This is a genomic window from Marinobacter fuscus, from assembly GCF_003007675.1.
Classification (GTDB): domain Bacteria; phylum Pseudomonadota; class Gammaproteobacteria; order Pseudomonadales; family Oleiphilaceae; genus Marinobacter; species Marinobacter fuscus.
Genome location: NZ_PXNP01000016.1, coordinates 63,174 through 86,121 on the forward strand (window position 1 = coordinate 63,174; position 22,948 = coordinate 86,121).

The 22,948-nt window shown below is 58.6% G+C and carries 21 protein-coding genes; 10 read left to right on the forward strand and 11 right to left on the reverse strand.

All coding sequences use genetic code 11. The annotated features are described in order from the left end of the window. Window positions 1–89: 89 nt before the first annotated feature. Together C7H09_RS04600 and C7H09_RS04605 are read left to right on the forward strand one after the other, a co-directional pair. Window positions 90–770, forward strand: coding sequence for a FadR/GntR family transcriptional regulator (locus tag C7H09_RS04600; protein WP_106761443.1), 681 nt, complete (start codon window positions 90–92; stop codon window positions 768–770). Further along, window positions 767–1,780: a bile acid:sodium symporter family protein gene (locus C7H09_RS04605; protein ID WP_106761444.1), complete on the forward strand. Its 1,014-nt coding sequence runs from the start codon at window positions 767–769 to the stop codon at window positions 1,778–1,780. The genes C7H09_RS04600 and C7H09_RS04605 overlap by 4 nt, the downstream gene beginning before the upstream one ends. On the opposite strand, the gene C7H09_RS04610 is transcribed toward C7H09_RS04605, so the two are convergent. Beyond that, window positions 1,745–2,404 (reverse strand): J domain-containing protein, encoded by a 660-nt coding sequence (locus C7H09_RS04610; protein ID WP_106761445.1) that lies wholly within the window; start codon window positions 2,402–2,404, stop codon window positions 1,745–1,747. The genes C7H09_RS04605 and C7H09_RS04610 overlap by 36 nt on opposite strands. 145 nt (window positions 2,405–2,549) lie before the next feature. On the opposite strand from C7H09_RS04610, the gene C7H09_RS04615 reads away from it, so the two are divergent. Genes C7H09_RS04615 through C7H09_RS04625 form a run of 3 tightly spaced genes read left to right on the forward strand, consistent with a single transcriptional unit; the run spans window position 2,550 to window position 7,350 of the window. Next, window positions 2,550–4,745 (forward strand): TonB-dependent receptor plug domain-containing protein, encoded by a 2,196-nt coding sequence (locus C7H09_RS04615; RefSeq protein WP_276309305.1) that lies wholly within the window; start codon window positions 2,550–2,552, stop codon window positions 4,743–4,745. A 29-nt stretch (window positions 4,746–4,774) separates the two neighbouring features. Continuing rightward, on the forward strand, window positions 4,775–5,773 hold the full coding sequence (locus tag C7H09_RS04620) for an ABC transporter substrate-binding protein (RefSeq protein ID WP_240616500.1): 999 nt from the start codon (window positions 4,775–4,777) through the stop codon (window positions 5,771–5,773). Beyond that, window positions 5,770–7,350, forward strand: a complete 1,581-nt coding sequence (locus C7H09_RS04625; protein WP_106761447.1) for a sensor histidine kinase — start codon at window positions 5,770–5,772, stop codon at window positions 7,348–7,350. Before C7H09_RS04620 ends, C7H09_RS04625 begins: the two co-directional genes overlap by 4 nt. On the opposite strand, the gene gorA is transcribed toward C7H09_RS04625, so the two are convergent. The 10 genes from gorA to gspE all read right to left on the reverse strand — a co-directional run bounded on the left by gorA (window position 7,347) and on the right by gspE (window position 16,505). Continuing rightward, the gene (gorA, locus tag C7H09_RS04630) at window positions 7,347–8,711 is read right to left on the reverse strand and encodes a glutathione-disulfide reductase (protein ID WP_106761448.1); all 1,365 of its coding nucleotides are present in this window, start codon (window positions 8,709–8,711) and stop codon (window positions 7,347–7,349) included. The two genes, C7H09_RS04625 and gorA, sit on opposite strands and share 4 nt — an antisense overlap. 43 nt (window positions 8,712–8,754) lie before the next feature. Next, window positions 8,755–9,285: a type II secretion system protein GspM gene (gspM, locus tag C7H09_RS04635; RefSeq protein WP_106761449.1), complete on the reverse strand. Its 531-nt coding sequence runs from the start codon at window positions 9,283–9,285 to the stop codon at window positions 8,755–8,757. A 4-nt stretch (window positions 9,286–9,289) separates the two neighbouring features. Then, complete coding sequence (gene gspL, locus C7H09_RS04640; RefSeq protein ID WP_106761450.1) at window positions 9,290–10,597, reverse strand: type II secretion system protein GspL; 1,308 nt, start codon at window positions 10,595–10,597, stop codon at window positions 9,290–9,292. A gap of 3 nt (window positions 10,598–10,600) precedes the next feature. Then, window positions 10,601–11,599 carry a type II secretion system minor pseudopilin GspK gene (gene gspK / locus C7H09_RS04645; protein WP_106761451.1) on the reverse strand — a complete coding sequence of 333 codons (999 nt, stop codon included), beginning with the start codon at window positions 11,597–11,599 and terminating at the stop codon, window positions 10,601–10,603. Beyond that, entirely contained in the window at window positions 11,599–12,351 is a 753-nt protein-coding gene (gene gspJ, locus C7H09_RS04650; protein WP_106761452.1) for a type II secretion system minor pseudopilin GspJ, read from the reverse strand. The genes gspK and gspJ overlap by 1 nt, the downstream gene beginning before the upstream one ends. After that, window positions 12,351–12,728, reverse strand: coding sequence for a type II secretion system minor pseudopilin GspI (gene gspI, locus C7H09_RS04655; protein WP_106761453.1), 378 nt, complete (start codon window positions 12,726–12,728; stop codon window positions 12,351–12,353). The genes gspJ and gspI overlap by 1 nt, the downstream gene beginning before the upstream one ends. Beyond that, window positions 12,725–13,252 (reverse strand): type II secretion system minor pseudopilin GspH, encoded by a 528-nt coding sequence (gspH, locus tag C7H09_RS04660; protein WP_106761482.1) that lies wholly within the window; start codon window positions 13,250–13,252, stop codon window positions 12,725–12,727. Before gspH ends, gspI begins: the two co-directional genes overlap by 4 nt. A 6-nt stretch (window positions 13,253–13,258) precedes the next feature. Beyond that, window positions 13,259–13,711, reverse strand: coding sequence for a type II secretion system major pseudopilin GspG (gene gspG / locus C7H09_RS04665; RefSeq protein WP_106761454.1), 453 nt, complete (start codon window positions 13,709–13,711; stop codon window positions 13,259–13,261). 70 nt (window positions 13,712–13,781) lie between these two features. Beyond that, window positions 13,782–14,993: a type II secretion system inner membrane protein GspF gene (gspF, locus tag C7H09_RS04670; RefSeq protein ID WP_106761455.1), complete on the reverse strand. Its 1,212-nt coding sequence runs from the start codon at window positions 14,991–14,993 to the stop codon at window positions 13,782–13,784. Window positions 14,994–14,996: 3 nt separating this feature from the next. Continuing rightward, window positions 14,997–16,505 carry a type II secretion system ATPase GspE gene (gspE, locus tag C7H09_RS04675; RefSeq protein WP_338064020.1) on the reverse strand — a complete coding sequence of 503 codons (1,509 nt, stop codon included), beginning with the start codon at window positions 16,503–16,505 and terminating at the stop codon, window positions 14,997–14,999. Between the two features lie 207 nt (window positions 16,506–16,712). Here gspE and C7H09_RS04680 point away from each other — a divergent pair, with 207 nt between their 5' ends. The 5 genes from C7H09_RS04680 to C7H09_RS04700 all read left to right on the forward strand — a co-directional run bounded on the left by C7H09_RS04680 (window position 16,713) and on the right by C7H09_RS04700 (window position 22,943). Next, a complete protein-coding gene (locus C7H09_RS04680) occupies window positions 16,713–17,366 on the forward strand; it encodes a type II secretion system protein N (RefSeq protein ID WP_106761457.1) in 654 nt (217 codons plus the stop codon). An 8-nt stretch (window positions 17,367–17,374) separates the two neighbouring features. Further along, entirely contained in the window at window positions 17,375–18,040 is a 666-nt protein-coding gene (locus tag C7H09_RS04685) for a transglutaminase-like cysteine peptidase (RefSeq protein ID WP_106761458.1), read from the forward strand. Window positions 18,041–18,156: 116 nt separating this feature from the next. Further along, the gene (locus tag C7H09_RS04690; RefSeq protein WP_106761459.1) at window positions 18,157–19,761 is read left to right on the forward strand and encodes an FAD-binding oxidoreductase; all 1,605 of its coding nucleotides are present in this window, start codon (window positions 18,157–18,159) and stop codon (window positions 19,759–19,761) included. 7 nt (window positions 19,762–19,768) lie between these two features. Further along, complete coding sequence (locus tag C7H09_RS04695) at window positions 19,769–21,391, forward strand: glycerol-3-phosphate dehydrogenase/oxidase (RefSeq protein WP_106761460.1); 1,623 nt, start codon at window positions 19,769–19,771, stop codon at window positions 21,389–21,391. Continuing rightward, entirely contained in the window at window positions 21,384–22,943 is a 1,560-nt protein-coding gene (locus C7H09_RS04700; RefSeq protein ID WP_106761461.1) for an FGGY-family carbohydrate kinase, read from the forward strand. The genes C7H09_RS04695 and C7H09_RS04700 overlap by 8 nt, the downstream gene beginning before the upstream one ends. Window positions 22,944–22,948 lie beyond the last annotated feature (5 nt).

The window sequence follows — 22,948 nt, forward strand, 5'->3', positions numbered from 1 at the left end:
TGTCAGAACCACGGCCGAGTGTTTCGTCCGGTTGACCGCGGCTATTATTCATAGGATGATTGGATCATCAGTTTATTGGGTGATCGGGCATGTTAAAACCAATCCGAAAAGGTTCGCTGGTAGATACCGCGATCGAAAGCATTCGCCAAACCATTGAAAGCGGCGAGTGGCCGGTGGGCACTCGCTTACCCGTAGAGGCAGAGCTATCCGAGGCCTTGGGTATTAGCCGCAACACCATTCGGGAGGCGGTGCGAGTGCTGGTGCACGTAGGAATGCTGGAAACCCGCCAGGGCGACGGTACCTATGTGCGGGCAGATAGGGATGCCGGGGAAACCTTGCGACGCATTTCCCGCAGCAAACTGGCCGAGCAGATCGAAGTACGAACCATTCTGGAAACCGAGGCTGCACGCCTGGCAGCGCTGCGCCGAACCGAGGCCGACCTGAAAGCCATGGCCGATGCTCTCGATGCCCGTGCGGCAGCCAGTGAGCAGGTGAGTGAAAAGATTGCCCATGATGAGCGGTTCCATCAGGCGCTGGTGAAAGCCGCCCACAACCCTGCCCTGCTGGAGTTATACGATTACTTTTTCCACGCCGTCAGCCAGACCATTGAACATACCGAGCGAGACTCCGATCTTCCGGAACCCAGCCAGGAAGCTCATGAATTATTGCTGGCTGCCATTCGACGCAAAGATCCGGAGAAAGCGGAAGCGCTATCCCGCAGTTTGCTGGCACCCAGCCTGAACGCCCTGACCAACGAGGCATCATCGTGAAATTTCGTCTTGATACATTTACCTGGTTACTGCTCGGCGCCATTGTTCTTGCGTCATTTCTGCCGGTAACCGGCCAGGCGGCAGACGCCTTGGCCACCACCGGCACCATTGCGGTGGCGCTGTTGTTTTTCTTCCATGGGGCCGCTTTGTCACGCCAGCAAATTGTCGATGGCGCCACCCATTGGCGCCTGCACATCCTGATTACCGCGCTCACCTTTGTGTTCTTCCCGCTGGCAGTACTCCCGCTGAATGAGCTGAGCACCTTTGCGCCACAGTGGATGCCGGAAGACCTTGGCTTGGGCTTTCTTTACCTCGGGGTATTGCCGTCTGCAGTGTCGTCGTCCATCGCTTATACCGCCATGGCCCGCGGCAATGTGCCCGCCGCCATTTGCAGCGCGGCCGCGTCAAATGTCTTTGGCATGATGTTGACGCCGTTTCTATTGTTGCTGCTGGTCTCAACCTCCGGCGCAGGCGAATTTGCCGTTACCGAAGCGCTCAAGGACATTGTGGTGCAGTTGTTGATGCCCTTCGCCATTGGCCATGCCTTGCGCCCCTGGCTGGGCGGTTTTCTGTCGCGGAACGAGCATCTGATGGCCAGATACGATCAATGCGTGATCTGGATAATTGTCTATTCGGCGTTTTCCCACTCGGTGGTGAGCGGACTCTGGCAAAATCTGCCGCTGAAAGCCATTGGGCTAGCGATAGCTCTGTGTTTCGGCTTGCTGGCGTTGTTTGTGTATGTCGCGCGCCTGCTGGTACGGCGCTTCGGCTTCAGCCTTGAAGATGAAGCGGCGGTGGTGTTTTGCGGGTCGAAAAAGAGCCTGGCTTCAGGGCTGCCAATGGCCAAGGTGCTGTTTTCCGGGCACCCCGGCTTTGGCATGATCGTATTACCGATTATGTGCTACAACCAGGTCCAGGTAATTGTCGGGGCTATGCTGGCCCAGCGGTACAGGGTGAAAATTGAACAGGCGGCCTCAGCCGCCACCCATACCACCGAAAATAGTGGCTAGAATGACCAGCCCGACAATCCAGCCAATGACGGCTGGCCAGAAATTGGCCATCTGGGGCGGCTCCTGGGCATCCGCAGCCTGCTCCTGCCTGACCATGCTATCGTCCGTTTCCGGGTAGCTGCGTGGATCGACCTCCGGTGCCACGTCTTTCAGGTTAAACCACTCAAACCAGTCACCCAGAAAGCGCACCACCGGGCCGGGGAAGGCACCGTTCTCCGCCAGCGGGCGAATCTGCGGCTCCAGTTGGCTGGCGATTTCGCGCCGGACAGCCGGGCGATCCGCCGGTGGCTCACACAGAATGGCCTTCCAAATGCCCACATCTTGCTGGCGGCCGCTGTCGTTCATCAACGCATGGATCTGGATAACCACTTCCCTGGCAATTTGCGCTTCTTCGGCACTCAGCGTGTCGCCGTCAGCGGTATCGTCGGCTGCTGGCGCCTGTGCCAGGGCTTCAGGTGCCGGTGTACTTTGGGGTTGCGGAGCTGAACCCGTAGCTTCCCGAAACGCCTGCTCAAGGGCCCTGGCCTCATCACCCGACGCAAACTTCATCTGCCGGTCGTAGGCGCGACGAATTTGATCAAGATCACCCGTGGGTTCGATACCAAGCAGATCCCAACACGTCATAAACCGGAAACTCCGTACATGTAAATAAAGTAATCTTTAGCGAGACAAACGGCTTTTCGTCCCTTAGGATTAGTTGAAAATGCAAACCGTACTCCATACCCCGGATTATAGAACGACACGCATGCTTATTACGAATTACTCCTGTGTGAAGCCAGTAGCAAAGCGTCGCGTGCAAGGAAGCCAGTGGCTGGTTGCTTCAGTATCTCTTGCCTTTACCCTGACACATATTCCTCAGGCCTTCGGCACCTCGGCCCCCGCCCCGGAATTTAACTCCGGGCTGGATGGCATGCTTCTGGAAATTCCGGAGGTACTGACCACCACCCGATTGCGGCAACCGAAAACCCGGGTTCCCGGCAGCACCACAGTGATCGAAGGCGAACTGATCCGGAACCTCGGCATCCGCAATCTCTACGAAGTGTTTCGCCTGGTGCCGGGCATGGTGGTCAATTTCGTTGGCAACCATCAGCCGGTCACCACCTACCACGGCACCGTTCACTACGAGCAGCGGCGAATGCAGGTTCTGGTCGATGGCCGGACCGCCCACCGGGCCAACCTGTCGGACATGGACTGGGAAACCATGCCGGTACCGCTGGAACTGATCGAACGCATCGAAGTGGCCCGCGGCCCTAACTCCGCGGCCTACGGTATCAATGCGTTTCTTGGCACTATTAACATCATTACCCGTGATCCGGCCGACACGGCCAATCTGGAAGCCACCGTCACCCGAGGTTCGCGCCGGAACATGCGTACCTTCGCGGCAACCGGAAATGCTGATGGCCAATACGACTGGCGGCTGAGTTACGAAAGTCGCAAGTTCGACGGCTTTGATTACCAGGTGAGTGGCCCCGATGAGTTTCCTTTCAATGATGGCCATGATGTGCAGTCCTTTCTTTACGACTCACGCGTCACATTCAGCCCGGACACCAACCTTCAGTTGCACGCGGGCGTGGTGGATGGCAGCAAGTACCAGGATAAGCACAAAACGGGTGAATTGAACCCGCAAAATAATCCAGACATGGATGTGCGTGATTTTTATCTGCAGGGGCGGCTCAACTTCAATACATCCGAAAGCCACTTCTTCCATATTCAGGCAAGTGTGGAGAATTTTGACCGGCGTCAGCAGTATACCGTTCGCCTGCCTGACAGCGCCGTCGACTGCCTCAAAAATGGAACACCGCTCTACCAGTACACCTACTTCGGGAACAGCCGCGAACGTTTGTGTTTTGTGAGCCAGGGTGGCCCCGATTTAACGGCCGATGTAACTGCGGATTCCGAAGATACCCGCATGGAACTCGAACTGCAGAACACATTGTTAGTCAGTGAACAGCTGAAACTGGTTTCCGGCGCGGGCTTTCGCAAGGATGTGTTTCGTTCAGAAACCTATTTCAATGGTCGGGGCAGCGATTACCAGTCGCGACTTTTCGGCAACCTGGAATACTCCCCCTGGCAATGGTTAACTCTGAACGCTGGCGGCAACTGGGAGCGCACCAGCACCACAGGTGAAAGCTACTTTTCTCCTCGGGTTGCCAGCAATTTCATTTTCAATCAGAACCATGCCTTAAGACTGGTGTTTTCACAGGCCGTGCGCACGCCAGACAGCTTTGAGCAGAAGCCAGACTGGGGCTACACACTCAGAAACGTTTCACCGGGCACCTACAGCGACCTTGAAGGCTTTCGTGTCGATATTCCCGCCGCCGTGGAAGACCCGGCGCTGCTGACACTGGGGGAGCCCCTGGAGGAAGAAACCATCACATCGCGGGAAATCAGCTATTTTGGCCAGTTTCCGCTGAATCGCGCATTACTGTCACTGGAAGTCCGGGGGTTCAAAGACGAACTGCGTGATATGGTTAGCGGTGTTATCCAGTTGAAGAAGTGGACGATCGATAACAACGTGGCAGTGGATCAGAAAGGCTTTGAAGTGGAGGCCAGGCTCGACTACCCGGCCACCTCGTTCCGGGCCAGCTATGGTTATCTGGATCAGGACACCCGATATGTCGGAGAGCCCATTATCGACAGCAATGGCGACCGCAATCTCCGGGAAGAGAATTACGCCGCCGGGCTTCTCACCCGCATGTCGGTACGGCATTCCGGTAGCCTGGCCGTGGTTCAGGATTTACCGTATGGCTTGCGCTGGTCTGGCGCCTTCTATTGGGCAGACGAATTCCGTACCCAGTTCGAACGATTCGACACACGCATAGCCAAGCAAATTATTCAGCCAAGGTACACGGCAGAAATTGCGTTCAGTATGCAGCATTACCTTAACCGTGAACCTGAGCTAAGCTCTGATAATAATATTGAAGACCAAAACCAGTTCTTCGTCGAAGCTGGTTTGCGCTTTTGACCGGAAGGCTTCGGGACACTACATATACAATGGAATGGCATCGTCTGACACCACGCGATCTGTACGCTCGGGCCCGGAGCGAGCCGGCTTTCGGAAGGTGGCTGATCCCCTTCCTGAACTGGCTATTGTGTCTGGCTTGCCTGGTTGGCACGCCGATCTCAGCACTTGCAGAAGCGCCCAGGCCGGTTGTCTATGTGGCTGGCTCGGGCAATTCCGCACTGGATGATCACGTTACCCGGCTATTGCGGGAGCGGCTAGAGGAGACGGCCCTGCTGCTTCCCATCAGCGAACCGCCGCTATCTGAAATTACCGGAGCGTCCATCGTCGCTATCGGGCCGGAGGCCTTCGAAAAAGTCTATCAATCCCGCCCGGGTGTGCCGGTTCTAGGGCTGCTGGTAAGCCGAGCGTTTCTTGCACCCTATGTTGAAGCGTCGCCCATGCAGGTCTCTGCGGTCTACTACGATGTTCCGCTGCTACGCCAGGCGCTGACGGGCAAGGCGATCTTGCCGCAAGCCATCAGGATTGCCCTGCTGGCAACCACGGAAACGGTAGGGATTTACGACGCTCTGATCGAAACACTGCCGGACTACGGTATGTCGGCCAGAGTGTTTATTGCCGACACTCCGGATCAACTGATTCCGGGGCTTATCCGGGCCTTAAGTTATGGCGACTTTATTCTGGCAGGCCCGGACAACACTATTTATAACCCGGCCAACATCAAGCACATTCTTCTGACTGCCTACCGCCGCAACAAGATATTGATCGGGCCCAACCAGGCCTATGTGAAGGCCGGTTCCCTGGCCTCCAGTTACGCGTCGTTTGAAGCCATGTCGTCACAGGCCGTGGAGTATCTGGAGCACTTTTTCCGGACAGGTGCATTGCCCGGGCCCGGATATCCCGATACCTTCCGGGTGGAGCTCAACGAACAGGTTGCCCGTTCCCTGAACATCCCTATGCCCAGTCGTGAACGCATTTCCAACGCGGTTAATGCGTTGATTGAAGACCGCAACCCGGAGGGCACCCCATGAGTCAGCCTGCTGCGGCCGCCGGAATGTCTTTGTCACAAAGACTGCTTTTGCTCGGCGCCCTGCCCGCCATCGTTGTCTTTGTGGCATTGATGCTGTTTTTTACCTCCGCCCGGCTTGATGACGCCCGTGCAGAAATCGCCCAAAACAGCCAGTTGCTGGCTGACAGTCTGGCACCTGCCCTTGAGTACCCGGTGGTGGCTGGCAACACCCAGGCACTGGAGCAAATACTGGCGGAATCCCTGAAGCACAGCCAGGCCAGCTGGATTCGGGTTACCAATGTGTCTGAAGATGTGCTCGGATTTGTCGGCAATAACCTTCAACCATCTGCTGTCGACACGGCCGACTTTGTCGTATACCACGCCGAGGTATTGCAGGAACCGCTCGAGATGGGCTCGGGTGGTTCCGTTGACTGGTTCAGCGGCCAGTGGGGGCTGAGTTCCGGTGCACTGCGTGTCGGGCGGATTGAAGTCGGTGTCGACCCCTCGCTATTGCAGGCGCGGCAAGACGATATTCTGTGGTCTTCGCTGTCTGTCGGTATTGCGCTGTTGCTACTCACACTGGTTTTGGTTGATCACTTTTTACGCAACATTCTCCGGCCGTTTCGGGATCTCTCCGGGCGGGTCGGGCGATTGATCGATGGCGACTACCGACGCCTTCCGGTTGTTGCCAAAGGTGCAACACAAGAGGTCGCCGCCATTCACCGGCAATTGAATGGTCTGGCATTGCACCTGGAAGAATTAAAGGTCGCCCGGGATCAGACACTGGCACTGTCAGAAACAGCGCGCGAGAAAGCCGAGCAAGCCAGCAACGCCAAGTCCGAATTTCTGGTGACCATGGGCCATGAGTTAAAAACACCGCTAAATGGCGTGCTTGGAATGGCCCGGCGCATAGCAGAAGAACCCCTGAGCCAGAAGCAGCAGAATGATCTGACAACCGCGCAGCAATCGGTGCGGGATCTGTTGATGGTGATCTCGGACATGCTGGATTATGCCCGCGTAGAAGACGGCAGCCTGGTGCTGGATCGCAGGGAATTTGATGTAAAGGCGTTGATTACCAACTGTGTGTCGTCCTATCGCTACCAGGCGGAACAACAGGGGCTGAGCCTGGATTTGCGGTTTATCGGTGAATGGCCAGAGCAGCCGCGTGTGATGGCAGATGCACCCAGGCTCCGACAGATCCTTGCCGGGCTGATTGACAACGCTCTGAAACTCACCTCCGACGGTTTTATCAATGTGCATGCAGACTGGCGCGCCATCGATGCCGGCAGCGCGGCTCTCAGTTGCACCGTGACGGATTCCGGAACCGGCCTGGCGACCGATCAACTGCACGCCGAGCTGAATAGTCTGGAACAGTCAGACGCGGGCGCCAGCAGATTCAGCAGCCATGGCGGGCTTGGCCTGGCCCTGGTACAGCGCCTGGTTGAGCTGCAAGGCGGTCATATCCAGATAGACACAGGAAGCGTTCAGGGCAATGCGTTCCGCTTTGAGCTCACCCTGAACTATGTCGGAGAAGGCTCTGGCCAAAACGGCCAGAGCGAATCCAGCGGCGACAACACATTGAGCCAGGCAGGACGCTAGTCAGCAGCCGGCTCGCGCATGGTTACAAACTCCTCGGCCGAGGTCGGGTGGATGCCAACCGTCGCATCAAACTGGGCTTTGGTGGCACCGGCTTTGATCGCCACCCCCAGGCCCTGGATAATTTCACCGGCATCCGGCCCTACCATGTGGGCACCCAGTACAACGTCTGAGCCGTCGTCTACAACCAGTTTCATCAGGCAACGCTCGTCGCGGCCACTGAGGGTGTACTTCATGGGGCGGAATTCAGAGCGATAGACCCTCAGCCTGTGGCCGGCTTTGCGGGCTTCCTCTTCGGTCAGGCCAACGGTTCCTATATTCGGCTGGCAGAACACGGCGGTGGGAATGGCGCCATAGTCCATCTCTCCCTCACCATCGCCAAACAGGCGCCGCGAGAGCACCATGGCCTGGCCGATAGCAACAGGGGTCAGCTGGGGCGTGCCGATCACATCGCCCAGGGCATAGATAGACGGCACGGCTGTCTGGAAATGGTCATTCACCTCAATGTGGCCAGAACCGTTCAACCCGACGCCCAGGGTTTCCAGGCCGAGCCCGTCTACCAGAGCGCGGCGGCCGGTAGCGGCCATCACCAACCCGGTGTCCAGCTGGCTGCCATCGCTCAGGTCTACGCGGTACTGGCTGTCGGCTTGCTCAATCGAGTTGATGGTCACGTTGAATCGCAGGTCAACGCCCTTTTTGCGCATTTCCTGTTCGGTAAACCGGCGAATATCACCATCGAAGCCCCGAAGAAACAGGTCGCCACGGTACAGGAGCGTGGTTTCTACCCCCAAGCCCGCCAGAATGCCTGCAAATTCCACGGCAATATAGCCGCCGCCCCACACCACCGCATGGCGTGGTAATTGCGGCAGGTAGAACATTTCGTTGGAGGTCAGCAAAAAATTCTTGCCGGGAATATCCGGCACTACCGGCCAGCTGCCGGTGGCAACGGTAATGTGATCAGCGGTATAGCTTTTGTCGCCGACCACCACCGTGTGGGCATCCCGCAGGCTGGCTGTGCCCTCGATAACCGTAACACCTGCGTTCTCAAGCAACCGGCCATAGATCCCGTTCAAACGTTCGATTTCGGTGTTCTTGTTGGCGACCAGGGTTGGCCAGTCGAAGCTCACGTCGGCGGTGGGAACAGACCAACCATAGCCCCGTGCGTCTTCCAGCTCCTCGCGGACATGAGCGCCATAGACAAACAGCTTTTTGGGCACACAGCCCACGTTGACACAGGTTCCTCCCAGGTAGCGGGATTCAACAACAGCCACACGGGCGCCCTGCTGGGCAGACATGCGGGCCAGCCGCACGCCGCCGGAACCCGCACCAATGACAATCAGATCATAATCACGGTGTTCAGACACAGTTACTCCTGTCTTTGCAAATAGTCTTGAGAGGAAACCGGCGTTAAATCGCCAGCGTAAGGCGCACAGACACTTTGCCAGCCTCATTGCCCCGATCCATGGCGGCCTGGTCGATAATCACGCCATGGCTGGAGTGCAAGCGTTCAAGCCAGGCGGCGACGTCGGCGTAGGGCGCGTTTTCCAGCCAGATTCGGATGGCGCTCTCCCCACTAGGCTCGAACCGCTGTAACGACAGCCCCGCTTCACCGGACGATCGTGTTACCAATGCCATAAGGGCGCGGCCGTCCTGCGGTTTATCAACGCCTGAGGCGCCCGAACTGTTACCCGCCTGGCCGAGGCGCAGAATGGTTTGCTCATTTGCCTGCATCCACGCCAGCAGTTCAGCGGCGTTCTTCCGGCTCGCCTCGGCACGGTCATGAAAGCCCGTGACCGGCTGCCAGACCAGCAAATACAACAACGCAATCAGCAAAGCCACGGCCAGCAACGAAAGCGCCTGACGGTCCCGGGATGGCAGCTGGTCGTAACGGGCGACCAGCTTGCCGATGGCCGGCTGATTTTTCAAACGGGTCCACATGGCGTTATCCCCCCGATACCGTCAGGCGGCCACGGGCGCCCGAGGATTCATTCACCACAGAACCAATCTGCGCGTTCAGCCCCTCCCCGGACAGTCCGTTGCGTAGCTGGCTCAGGCGGTCATAACTGTCTGCCCGCACATCCACCACCAGTTCGCCCCGGGTATTGCTGTAGTTAACGGAATTGAAAGACACGGCAGAAGGATTCGGCAACCGACCGTACTGGTCTCCGGTGTACTTCATCAGGGTGATGAAATCAATTTGTGCTCCCTGGGTTCCGGCCACCCGCAGCTGGCCCTCAATCACTCGCCGTACGTTGCCTGAATGGGTGCGCCGGTCACCCGGGAACGCCTTCCGGTAAATCGTCATGGCCTGACTGTTCAAGGATTCCGCCTGCTGTTGCTGGTATACGCCCATGCCAGCCTCAAGCCCGAGCTGGATCACAAACCACAAAGACGCAACCACCAGCAGCGGCTTCCAGGGTTTGAGTCGCCCGGGGCCTTCAGCCTTTTGGGAATAGGCACCCTGGCACAGATTAATGGCCCGGGTTGCTTGCTGAAACTGCGACCAGGCCAGAAACTCAGTGACAGAGACTTCCAGAGGCGTGCGCTCGATCGTCAGATGTCCGGTTGTTCGGGCCAGCCCGGTGAGCAGCGTATCGTAGTGCTCAAGATCGGCTTCCGTACCGAAAACCTGTACCGGCAGCTCGGCCACAACTTCGTCTTCAGAGGGGGCCGCAAAAGTGATGGCCAGCATTTCAAGGTTATCAGCGCGCATTCTGAGCCACTCGCCACTGCTGCTCTGCATCAAGGCGTATTCCCCGTCCAGGCATATAACCCAACCGGACTCCCTCACCGGCAGTAACGACGCCTCGGGATAAACGGCTTCAAGGCGGGTGTGGTGCCAGCCGGCGAACAGACTGTGCCAGCCCGCCATGCGCTCCCGGTCGATTGCTGCCACCCGGTAACCGTTGGCGGTATGCTCGCCAAGCGCCAGGTGAACGGCGTCTATATCCTGTGCGATCTGCTCCTCCACCGCATAGGGCAGTGCCTGCTGGATAAAACGAGCCTGCCGGGCCGGAATGTCGGCAAGACAAAACACCGCTTCGTCGCCGGGAATCAGGCCGATCAAGCGCACATTTTCCAGGGCGTTCTGTGCCAGGGCTTGCTCGATGGTGTCACGGGTGTCGGCGGCACCGCTGGCCTGGCTGTCGCCTCCGGCATCCTGCAGCGCCCAACTGTAGAGCTGGGCTTCAGGGCTGTGAACCGGGTCGGCGTAGGGAGGAACCGGCCGGACGTAAAGGCGATATGACATCGGTTATCCTTCTGAAAAAGTGAAAGGTTCCTTGGTGATCCGGTTTTTCTGCCCGGTATTCCGGCTAACTGTCCGGATTTTGCCGTCTGGCGTGCGGTAGACAGTGCTGACCATGTTCACAACCCGGTTATCGTAGGTAATCCGGGACACAACTTCAAAAAAACGCGTCTGCAGGCTCAACCCTGAAGGCTTCAGCTCTGTTGCCGTAAATTCCGGAAGTGCCAGAAATTCGTTGAGGTTCTCAAAACGTTCTTCCGATCGCCTCTCAATAAGCGACTCGGCCTGGGCCTCCGTCAAATCATTATGCAAGCTGGTCAGTACCGGCGCTGTGGCACTGTTAACGTTAATACCCACGCCAGTAACCGGCAAGGCAGTAACGTGTGGCCTGAGTGCCACATAAATCTCTTCAGTCATTCCTTCAATCAACCGAAGCTCGGTGACCGACACGAAAGGCTGGTTACCGGCCCGGTAAGCCGGAGTGGCCATCAGGTACTGGCCATCTTCGGCGCCATAGGCACTCACCGGCTGATCATCTGCATCCAGCCAGTCGATCAGCGGGTCAACCGTCAGCCCGGTAATGCCCAGGGCCCGGAACAATCTGGTTAAACGGTCTCGGGTCATCGGATCAACTTCGCCGGTGCTGGTGATCAGATCGTTCAGATTGATACGACCGCCCAGGTCATCAATCTGCACCTCAACCACACCGTTTTCATCCAGCGGAAGCACTGCTGCATGCATGGCCCAGAACTCGTCCGGACTGTCGACCATGGTGCCCGCCTCTTTGTCTTCCTCAAAATCGCGGATCAGAATTCGTTTGGCAAACTCTTCTGCGCCCAGCGCAATGGCCTGCCCCTGCTGCTGCGCAAGATAATGCCCGGCCTTGAATACCCGCAGGCTTTGCTGGCGAGTCATGCCCGAGGCCATCAGAACGACCAGCGCCATGGCCAATAGCACCATAATCAGGGCCACACCCCGCTGGCGGCTGACGAATACAGGGCGCATCAGCCTGCCCCCTCGTCGCCGCCCGGTTGGTCTTCGCCCGGGCTGTCGTCATCGCCAGCCTGAGAGCCCTGCTGATTGAGAATGGCCTGCGCCTGGCTGGCCTCAAAATCCGGCAGGCTGAACAGCCGGGTAATCTTGCCAAAGCGGTCGTGTTCCAGGGTAACCTCTATACCCAGGGGCAAGGCGATATCAGGCCGGGAGCCGGGCAACATCTGGGCAAGCACCTCGTCGGTCGGCCATTGATCATGCCAACGCCGCTTGTCATCCATAAACCGCACCGAAAAATCCGTGATGTCGTTAAGCAGCAACCTGTCACGACTTTCATCTTCCTGGCCCTGGTCGACCACCGGCCAGTGCCGCCGCCGCAGGTCTGTTCCGGTGTATTCCCAGGCCACCCGCTGCAGGCCCGAGCGCCTTAGCCCCAGCGGGTTGCGCCATCCCTGCCGGGTGAGCACCAGGGCAAACGCATCGTCCCGGGAGCTCAGGGCCGGCGAGTAGTCTCCGTAAACATCCCGGGCAGACCGGTTTACCAATTGCGTGAGGTCCCGCTCCAGTAGCAGAATGCTGCGTTGCAGGCCATCAAATTCGCTGGCAACGGCATCCACCCGATCCCGTGAATTCATAACGCCACTGACCACCTGCCAGACCCCAAGCCCGATGACCGCCGTGATGGTAACGGCAATCAGAACCTCCATCAGGGTAAAGCCCGCCTGGGTTCGTCGGGAGGCTGGCACAGGTATGGCGGGTGTCATCAGCGCTCTCCCAGAAAGGCGGATAGCGTGTGCACGCTGTATGGCTCGCTCCGGCTTTCCGGATATTTCGAAACCGTGACTTCAACCCGGCGCATGGTAGGCTCGGCGGTCGCCTTGATGGCTGTGGTGACCCGCCATTGGAAGTTGCCAAATTCGGTGTCGTTGGCGTTCTCGGAGATGCCGGGCAGTTCTTCCTCAAGCCTCAACTCGCTTATGCGGTTATCGGCAATCCATCCTGCCAGGGTTTTATCCCGGATACGTTCGTAACTGGTGATGTAATTGCTCCCGACCTCGGCCGCGGCCGTGGCAATCAGGCCAAACACCAGCAGCGCTACCAACACCTCCAGCAGCGTGAACCCGCGATGTCCCGCCCTCATGAATCTTCCCCGCCCCCGGGGCGGCGCCACTCCATGGGTGACAAACCATCCGATGCAAGCACATGCATTTGCCCGGTGTTTGCGCCAATCGAGAACTCAAGCTCAAAGGGGGTGGTTTCACCGCTGGAGAAGAACACGACATCCGGCCGCAAGCGATCCTCCACGCTGGCCAGCCTGGGAGTATCACTTTCAACAAAAGAAGTAACCTCGAGCCATTCCGGCAAGGGCCGCTTGCGGAACACCCGTTCACCGGACGCCTTCCACTCCCCGGTATCGTCCTGGAATGCCACGAAGCGATAGCCATCGTCTTCCAGCAGCAAGCCCATTTCGAGGTTGTTCAGCACGGCCTGGTCGCGAACGGTTTGCATCAGCAGAAACAGTTCGCGCACTTCGTTTTCAAGCTCCCTTTGCTGGGAGCTGCCAGCCATATTGAACACAGCCAGCGCTGCCAGTAACCCGACAATTATCAGGACAACCAGTATTTCGATCAGCGTAAAGCCGGTCTGGCGGGCCCGATCTGCCACAATCAATCAGTTCCCGGTATTCCACACGCTGATGTCTGCGGCGTCGCCATCGCCGCCTTCCTGTCCGTCTGATCCGTGGGAATACAGATCGTATGGGCCGTCAACACCAGGGCTGACATACTGGTAGCTGTTTCCCCAGGGATCTTCGGGAACACTCTTCAGGTAGCCGTCCGGGTTCCAGTTTTTCGGTTCGGGGCTGCCGCTGGGTTTATTCACCAGGGCTTCGAGCCCCTGCTGGGTAGACGGATAGTGGCTGTTGTCCAGCCGGTACAGATCCAGGGCATTGGCGATATTGCTGATCTGGGTTTCAGCAACCGTCACTTTCGCCTGATCACTCCGGCCCATAATATTCGGCGCCACGATGGCCACCAGCAACCCGAGAATCACCATCACCACCATAATTTCGATCAGGGTAAAGCCCCGGCTGCGGGCCATTCCGCGAGATTGTTTGCTGTTCATAGTTTTACTCGTTTTAGATCCATGGGTATTCGTTGCCGGACAAAGCTCCGGCGGGCTGGTTGGCAGGCCACTAACCCACCAGGTTACTCATGTTCAGAATCGGCAGCATGATCGCCAGTACGATAATCAGCACCACCGCTCCCATCACAAGCAGCATCATTGGCTCAAACAGCCCGACGATCGCGGCAATCTTGGACTGCAGGGTGTTCTCCTGCATTCGCGCTGTGCGCTCCAGCATACTGTCTAGTTCGCCACTGGCCTCTCCGCTGGCAATCATATGCAACATCATCGGGGGGAAGTACCCGGTCTGGTCCAGCGACCGGTGTAATGCCCCGCCTTCACTGACTTTTCTTGCGGCTTCACGGAGTTCCTGCCGCAAGTGGTCATTCGACAAAACTTCGCCGGCAATTTTCATAGCTTCCACCAGGGGTACGCCACTGGTTGTAAGGATGCTCAGGGTGCTGGCATAGCGAGCGGTATTCACGCCCCGCACCATGCCTGCAAACAGCGGTGCATGCAAAAGCCGTTTATGAAAGTTTAGCCGAAAGCCCGGTTTACTAAGCGCGTAGCGGAACCCGACAATGCCAAGCACCAACAAAATCAGCAGATAGATCCCAAAGCTCGCCAGAAAATCCGAGATCGCCAGCATGGCAACGGTCAGCCCGGGCAGCTCCTGGCCCTGCTTCAGAAACACTTCAATAATATCCGGCACCACGTAGGTCAGAAGAAATACCACAATGGCAACGGCTACCACGCTGAGGATGATCGGATATATGGCCGCCAACTGGATTTTTTGCCGGGCTTCCTGTCGACTTTCGGTGTAATCGGCCAGCCGGTTCAGAACCAGATCCAGGTGCCCGGCGTGCTCGCCTGCTGCCACGGTGGAGCGATACAGGCGGGGAAATGCTTTGGGGAATTCCCCGAAACTGTCGGCCAGGGTGTAGCCTTCCATGACTTTGGCCCGAATGGCGATCATCATACTGCGAATGGCGGGTTTGGCGGACTGCTGGGCCGCTGCGCTGAGCGCCTGCTCAATGGGAATGCCAGACTGGATAAGGGTGGCCAGCTGACGGGTAACCAGCGCCAAATCAGCCGCGCTCAGCGAACCTCGATTGCCCAGCGGATTACTCCGGGAGCGCTTTTCGACCGCCGGGACAACTTCCAGAGGCGTCAGGCCTTTTTCGCGTAACTGCTGGCGAACCGCCCTTGGCGCGTCGGCTTCAACAACACCCTGCTTCTGTTTGCCGCGAGCGTCCAGCGCCTTGTATTCATAGGCTGGCATGGCTTACTTGCTCCGGTGGGTCACGCGCAGGACTTCTTCCACCGTGGTTACACCGTCCAGAATCTTCTGAACGCCATCGGCATGAATGCTCGGGCTGTGCAGGCGAGCTTCCCGCTCGAGGTCCAGCTCCCCTGCCCGCTTGTGGATAAGAGCACTGATTTCTTCAGTAATGCCTACAACCTCATAGATACCGATTCGGCCACGATAGCCTAGCTGGTTGCAATGTTCACAGCCCTTGGCCCGGTAAATGCTGGGGGGATTGTCCGGGTTCTGCTGCATGAACTCGCAGTGTTCCGCAGAGGGCTGATAGGGTTCACGGCAATGGGTACACAGAGTTCGCACCAGGCGCTGGGCCACAATCCCCACCAGGCTCGACGAGATCAGAAACGGTTCGATGCCCATATCCATCAGGCGGGTAATGGCGCCAACCGCTGTATTGGTATGCAAAGTAGAGAGCACAAGGTGGCCGGTGAGACTGGCCTGAACTGCGATTTCAGCGGTTTCCAGATCCCGGATCTCACCGATCATCACCACATCAGGATCCTGTCGCAGTATGGCTCTGAGGCCACGGGCGAACGTCATATCCACTTTGGTGTTTACCTGAGTCTGGCCGATGCCTGGCAGGTTGTATTCGATCGGATCTTCAACGGTCAGGATGTTCCGGCTGCGATCATTGATTTCCTGGAGCGAAGCATAAAGTGTGGTGGACTTACCGGAACCGGTAGGCCCGGTAACCAGCAGAATACCGTAAGGCCGGTGGATCAGCTTGCGCAGTGTTTGCAGATCCTGACCGGCCATGCCCAGGGATTCAAGGCGTATGGCGCCTGCCTGCTTGTCGAGCAAACGCAAAACCACGCGCTCTCCGCTGGATGACGGCATGGTTGAGACCCGGATGTCGACCTCACGGCCAGCTACCCGCAGCGCGATCCGTCCATCCTGAGGCACCCGCTTCTCGGCGATGTCGAGCTTGGCCATTACCTTGATCCGCGACACCAGAAGCGGCGCCAGTGCCCGTTTGGGCTGTACCACCTCGCGCAATACACCGTCGATGCGAAAGCGCACCACCAGTTGCTTCTCGTAGGTTTCAATGTGGACATCCGAAGCATTGGTTTTAACGGCCTCGGTAAGGATGGCGTTGATCAGGCGAATGATCGGAGCGTCGTCTTCCTGCTCCAGAAGATCTTCGGTTTCCGGCACGGAATCCGCAAGCGAGGCCAGATCCATGTCGTCGCCGATACCCTCAACCATTTGCATGGCTTCTGCCGAATCGTTCTGATAGGCGGCATTCAGGGCCTGGTCAAAATGATCCGCTTCAATACGGGTAAAACGGGCATGACCACCACTCACCCGGTTAGCTTCTGCCAGCGCAGTGTGTGGCGCTCCCGGGCGCACAAGGATTACCGGAGTGCCGTCTTCACTGCGCGTAAGAATAACGCCATTACGCTTGGCAAACGTAAACGGAAGGCGGTCCAGCGACGCATCCTGCGGCCGAATATCGGTATCGGTGGTCAAGCTTGTCCTCGTCAGATTCGTCAGATCGCTAAATATTGTTATAGAGCATAATCTTACGCTCTACATGGCTCCGGTTCAGCGAATATCAAAAGGCTACCACAGGAATGGGAACCACTGAACAACTCTATGCACTATACTGCCACTAATTCATGACAGTCTGATAATCTGTGAGTTTTTTCCACATTTCCGACACGATCAGGACGGCTGATGGGTGCATTAGATCAACGGGTTCCAAAGCTGTCAGCGCTGATTGCGCTCGTAGCCATGATCGGCGTGAGTGGCTGGCAAGGCTACCGGTTCTGGAAAACCGAATTGCAGGCGACGAACCCGGTCGCCCGTTCTGTGGTGGCACCGCTGCCAACAGAACAGGCCAACATGCCCCCGGATATCCGTCTTGCCGAACTCCAGTTGTTTGGTGCCGCTAACACCGGTGCAACACCTGCTCAAAGCAGCACTGAAAACCTTCCCGAAACCAACCTCCGGCTTCTGCTGAGGGGAGTACTGGTGCCAGACGGAGACTTCACCGGCAGCGCGCTGATTGAAGATGATAAAGGCAACACCGAGGCCTACCTGGTATCTGACGAGCTTCCGGGCAACGCCACCCTGCGCCATGTCTTTGCCAACCGGGTGATTATTGAACGAACAGGCAAGCTGGAGAACCTCTATTTTCCAGAATCTGAAAGCCGCTCCGGTATGGATCTGGCCAGCAATAATGACGTACCGATGGACGAGTCTGTTGCCCCGCCCGCGGCCCAGCAACCCCGTTCCCAGGCCAGTCAGACTTCACCTTCAGAACAACAGCGGCGAGACGAAATCCGCCGCAGGCTGGAACAGCTACGCCAACGGCTACAGACAAACTGAGGCTGGCCATGACTGCGGTTACGGCATTATCGCAACCACGGAACCTGCTGCTACCGGTGGTGCTTGCACTGGCACTGGCCACCACAGTCGGCGCGCTGGAACTGAGCAGTCGCCTGATGGCCTATGTGCTGGAAGAATTCGGCGAAACGGCCCATCAACGCCTGGAAAACTGGCAAAGACTGCATACACTCGCCGCCAACGCACCGGTGGATCGACAGCTGAGGCTGGTGAACTCGTTCTTCAACCGGATTAATTTTGTCAGTGACATCCGGCACTGGGGTGAAGAAGACTACTGGGCCACCCCCATTGAACTGCTGACGACCAACGGCGGTGATTGCGAAGACTTCTCTATTGCCAAGTATCTGACCCTGCGGGCCATGGGTGTGCCAGACGACCAGCTGCGCATTGTTTACGTCAAGGCCCTGGAACTGAACCAGGCCCACATGGTGCTGGCCTGGTACAAGACCCCCGGTGCCGACCCGCTGGTGCTTGACAACCTTATAAATGACATTAAGCCTGCATCTCAAAGAATTGATCTTGAACCAATTTATAGCTTTAACGGTGAAGGCCTTTGGCTGAACCGCAGTGGCGGAGGCAATGCCCGCATTGGCGATGCCGGCAAACTTGACCGCTGGCAGGAGCTGAACAAGCGCCTGTCGGAGCAGGCTATGTAAGCGGCTGTCGTTCCTTCTGGCGCCAAATGACACTGCCTGTGTCGCGCCATGACACCCTGCTTTATTCAAACGGTCGTTAGAATGAGTGCCTTCAAAGATCACGGGAGTAGTAAGGCATGCGACGCTGGAATGGCTGGGGTGACGATCAGTTCTCGCTGGATTTACCGGAACAGGGCGGCGATTTTCTATCGGCAAGAATAGGTGGCGGAACCGCTCTGCCAGATGCCGCGCTGGATCACGTTTGCGCCCAGGTGCCGGAAAGCCGCTTGCCGGTCGATCCGCTGGTCACCGATTTGATCGACAAATCTCCGGAAGTCCGCGTACGCCACGCCCGGGGCCAGAGCCTGGCAGACTGGCTGGCCCTGCGTAGTGGCGACATCGGCCTGTTTCCCGACGGCGTAGCCCTGCCCCAAACCAACACCGATGTCCGTGCGCTGCTCCAGTATGCGCGGGATCACGATGTACACCTGATTCCCTACGGCGGCGGCACCAGCGTGGCCGGGCACATTAACCCGGTTGAACAGGGCAAGCCGGTGCTGACCGTGAGCCTGGCCCAAATGAAACGGTTGCTTGATATCGATCGTCAAAGCCAGATCGCCACCTTTGGAGCGGGCACCCCGGGCCCACTGGTAGAGTCGCAGCTTCGCGCCCACGGCTACACCCTGGGGCATTTTCCGCAGTCGTTCGAACTGTCCACCATCGGCGGCTGGGTGGCCTCCCGCTCCAGCGGTCAGCAATCCCTGCGTTACGGTCGCATCGAGCAACTGTTTGCCGGTGGCCGTATTGAAACACTGCAAGGCACACTGGATATCCCCACCATACCGGCCTCCAGCGCTGGCCCGGACATCCGGGAAATGATCCTGGGCTCCGAAGGGCGACTGGGGCTGATCACCGAAGTAAACGTCCGTATCAGCAAACTGCCAGAGCAGGAAAGCTTTCATGTGGTGTTTTTCCCGGACTGGGAACAGGCCCGCACCGCTGCCCGAAAGCTGGTTCAGAACCGGGTGGCGCTGTCGATGTTGCGGCTAAGCAACCCCATTGAAACCGAAACCCAGTTGGCCCTGGCCGGGCACCCCAGGCTGATCGGCCTGTTAGAGCGTTTTCTGTCCCTGCGCGGCGCGGATACCGGAAAGTGCATGATGACCTTCGGTGTAACCGGCAGCAAAGCCCAGTGCCGCGCCACCCTGGCCGAGGCCCGCAAGCTCTGCGGGCGTTATCAGGGCGTGTACACCGGTACGCGGCTGGGTGCGAAGTGGGCAGAGAAGCGCTTCACCATGCCCTACCTCCGGGAAGCCCTGTGGCAGATGGGCTACGCCGTCGACACCCTGGAAACCGCCACCGACTGGGATAACGTGGATAACCTGATGGGTAAGATGGAGTCCTGCCTGCGCAATGGCCTGGCTGACAAGAATGAAAGCACTCACGTGTTCACCCATCTGTCTCATTTCTACGGCCAGGGATGCTCGATTTACACCACCTACGTGTTCCGGGTAGCAGACAACTACCAGGAGACCCTGGTGCGCTGGCAACACCTGAAGAACACCACTTCGGAGGTGATTGTCAGGAACCGCGGCACCATCAGCCATCAACACGGTGTGGGCAAAGACCATGCGCCGTTCCTCAGTGTGGAGAAGGGCCAACTGGGCATGCAGGCCATCACGGCCCTGACCCAGAGCTTCGACCCAAGTGGCCTGCTAAACCCCAAGACCCTGCTGGACTGAGGTGCCCATGAATCGGCAACAGATGCTTGAGCAGTTGCAAACCAAGCCACACACGTTTGACGTGATCGTGATTGGCGGCGGCATAACCGGTGCCGGTGTGGCCCGGGAGGCTGCGGGTAGCGGCCTGAAAACACTGCTGGTGGAACAGAAGGATTTTGCCTGGGGCACCTCAAGCCGCTCCTCGAAGATGGTGCATGGTGGCTTGCGCTACCTGGCCAGTGGCCACTTCGGGCTGACCCGGGATGCCCTGCGGGAACGGGAACGTTTGATGCGCGAAGCGCCAGGCCTGGTGGAACCGCTGCCCTTTCTGATGCCCCATTACAAAGGTGCCTTTCCCGGGCCCCGGGTCTTCCAGATACTGCTGCGGCTTTATGATCGCCTGGCAGGCATCCGCAGTCGCGGCCAGCTCACAGCGGCAGAAACCGGGCAATGGGCGCCGGGCCTAAACAGCAAGCATCTGTTGGCCACCAGCCGGTTTACCGATGCGGTAACCGACGATGCCCGCCTGGTGCAGCGTTTAATTCGCGAAGCCAGCCTGGCGGGCGCCTGGTGCCTCAACTACGTTGCGGCGGACACCCTCGAGCGTGATCAGGATGGCCGGGTTACCGGTGTTCGATTGTGTCCTGAAACCGCGCCGGAGAGTTCCGGTGACGAACCGGGGTTGACCGTCCATTGCCAGCACATCATCAACGCCACGGGGGTTTGGGCAGACCGCCTGCAGAAACAGGTGAATACCAACAACCACCTGACCCTGCGGCCGTTGCGCGGCAGCCATCTAATGATTCCCTGGCACAAGCTACCGGTAACCTGCGCCGTGTCGCTGATGCACCCGAGTGACAAGCGCCCGGTGTTTGCCTTTCCCTGGGCCGGTGCCACGGTACTGGGCACAACGGATCTGGAGCACGCCAGTGATCTGAACCAGGAACCAGCCATTACCTCCGCAGAAGTCGACTATCTGCTGCAGATCGCCGGGCGCCTGTTCCCGACTGCGGGCATTGAGCCGCACGACATTCTGTCGACCTGGGCGGGCGTGCGGCCCGTGGTGACCGATGGCAGCAGCAAGACACCTTCCCGCGAGAACCGGGAACATGCCGTTTGCGAGGATCATGGGTTAATCAGTATCGCGGGTGGCAAACTGACCACTTTCCGACCTATGGCCCGGCAGGCGTTGACGCTGGCACTTGGCAAAGGCGCCGCCGACAAACTGAGAGCAGATATCGCCCCGGTTTTTACGCCAGGCCCCGTATCGGCAAGGCCCAGAGGCATTCCGGCAATAACCTGGCAGCGGTTGCAGGGCTATTACGGTGCAGACCTGCCCGCGCTTTTGTCCCAGGCAGACACCAACACCGTTGCCAATACCTCTGTACTTTGGGCCGAGATCCTCTGGGCCTGCCAGCAGGAACAGGTGGAACACCTGGACGATCTAATGTTGCGCCGCACCCGTCTGGGGCTGGTACTGCCCAACGGGGGCAGCGAAACCCTTCCGCACATTCGCGAACGCTGCCAGGCTTTGCTGGGCTGGAGTGACGGGCGCTGGGATCAGGAACAGGCGCGTTATCTCGCCCTGCACCGCAAGGCCTATCAGCTGCCAGCGGCGGATTTTCAACCCGGAGACACCCTCCGTGGTTAAGCCGCCGCTGATTCTTGCCATAGACAACGGCACCCAAAGTGTCCGGGCCCTGCTGTTTGACACTCGGGGTAACCTGGTGGGGAAAGGTAAGCAGGAAATCGAGCCCTACTTTTCAGAACAGCCGGGCTGGGCAGAGCAGCATCCGGACTATTTCTGGGCCAACCTTGGGCTGGCCTGCCAGCAACTCTGGCAGAGCACCGAGGCCCGGCCAGAACAGGTGGTGGGTGTAACCGCCACCACCCAACGGGGTACCGTTATCAACCTCGACCGGCACGGCAAGCCCCTTCGCCCGGCCATTATCTGGCTGGATCAACGCCACGCCCGTGTTGACGGGCCGGTCGCCGGGCCCTGGGGCTGGCTGTTCAAAGTTGCCGGGCTGCAGGACACCATTCACCGCTTCCGCGAGAAAACCCAGGCCAACTGGATTGCCCAGAATCAGCCCGAAATCTGGGCAAAGACCCACAAATACCTGCTGTTGTCCGGCTACCTGAACTACCGCTTGACCGGGAAATTCCGCGATTCCGTTGGCAGCCAGGTGGGTTACCTGCCGTTCGACTACAAGAAACAGGCCTGGGCCGGGCGCCGGGACTTCAAATGGCCCCTGATGCCCGTTACCCGGGCCATGTTGCCGGAGCTGGTTCAACCCGGCGAAACCATTGGCACGCTGTTGCCAGAAGCGGCGGCGCATCTTGGGTTGCCAGCGGGCCTGCCGGTGATTGCTGCGGCTTCGGACAAAGCCTGCGAAATCCTTGGCTCCGGCGGGCTGTCACCCGACATCGGCTGCATGAGTTACGGCACCACCGCCACCATCAACATGACCAACGCCCGCTATGTAGAGCCCGCCCGGTTCATGCCACCCTACCCGTCTGCACTGCCCGGCCACTATTCCACGGAAGTGATGATCTACCGCGGCTTCTGGATGGTGAGCTGGTTCAAGCGGGAGTTTGGCCTGCGGGAGCAAAAGCTGGCCGAGCAGCGCGGGGTCGAGCCGGAAGCGCTGTTCGATGAACTGGTCGATGCCGTGCCGCCAGGCAGCATGGGCCTGATGCTGCAACCTTACTGGAGCCCCGGCGTCCGCCAGCCTGGCCCGGAAGCCAAGGGGTCCATCATCGGTTTTGGCGATGTCCACACCCGCGCCCATGTGTATCGTGCCATTCTCGAAGGCCTGGCCTATGCGCTCCGGGAAGGCAAGGAGCGCATCGAAAAACGCAGTGGCCAAAGAATCCAGCGCTTGCGTGTGGCCGGGGGCGGTTCCCAGAGCGATGCCGCCATGCAGTTGACCGCCGATATTTTCGGCCTGCCCGCCGAGCGGCCCCACACCTACGAAACCTCCGGCCTGGGCGCGGCCATCGACGCAGCCGTCGGGCTTGGCCTGCATCCGGATTTCGAGACTGCGGTGGGCGCCATGACCCGAACCGGCAAGATCTTCATGCCGGAACCCGAAGCATCGGCGCTCTATCAACGCCTGTACAAAGAGGTGTACCAGGATATGTACCCGCGCCTGCAGCCACTGTACAAAAAGATTCGGGAGATTACCGGCTATCCTCGATAACGCTG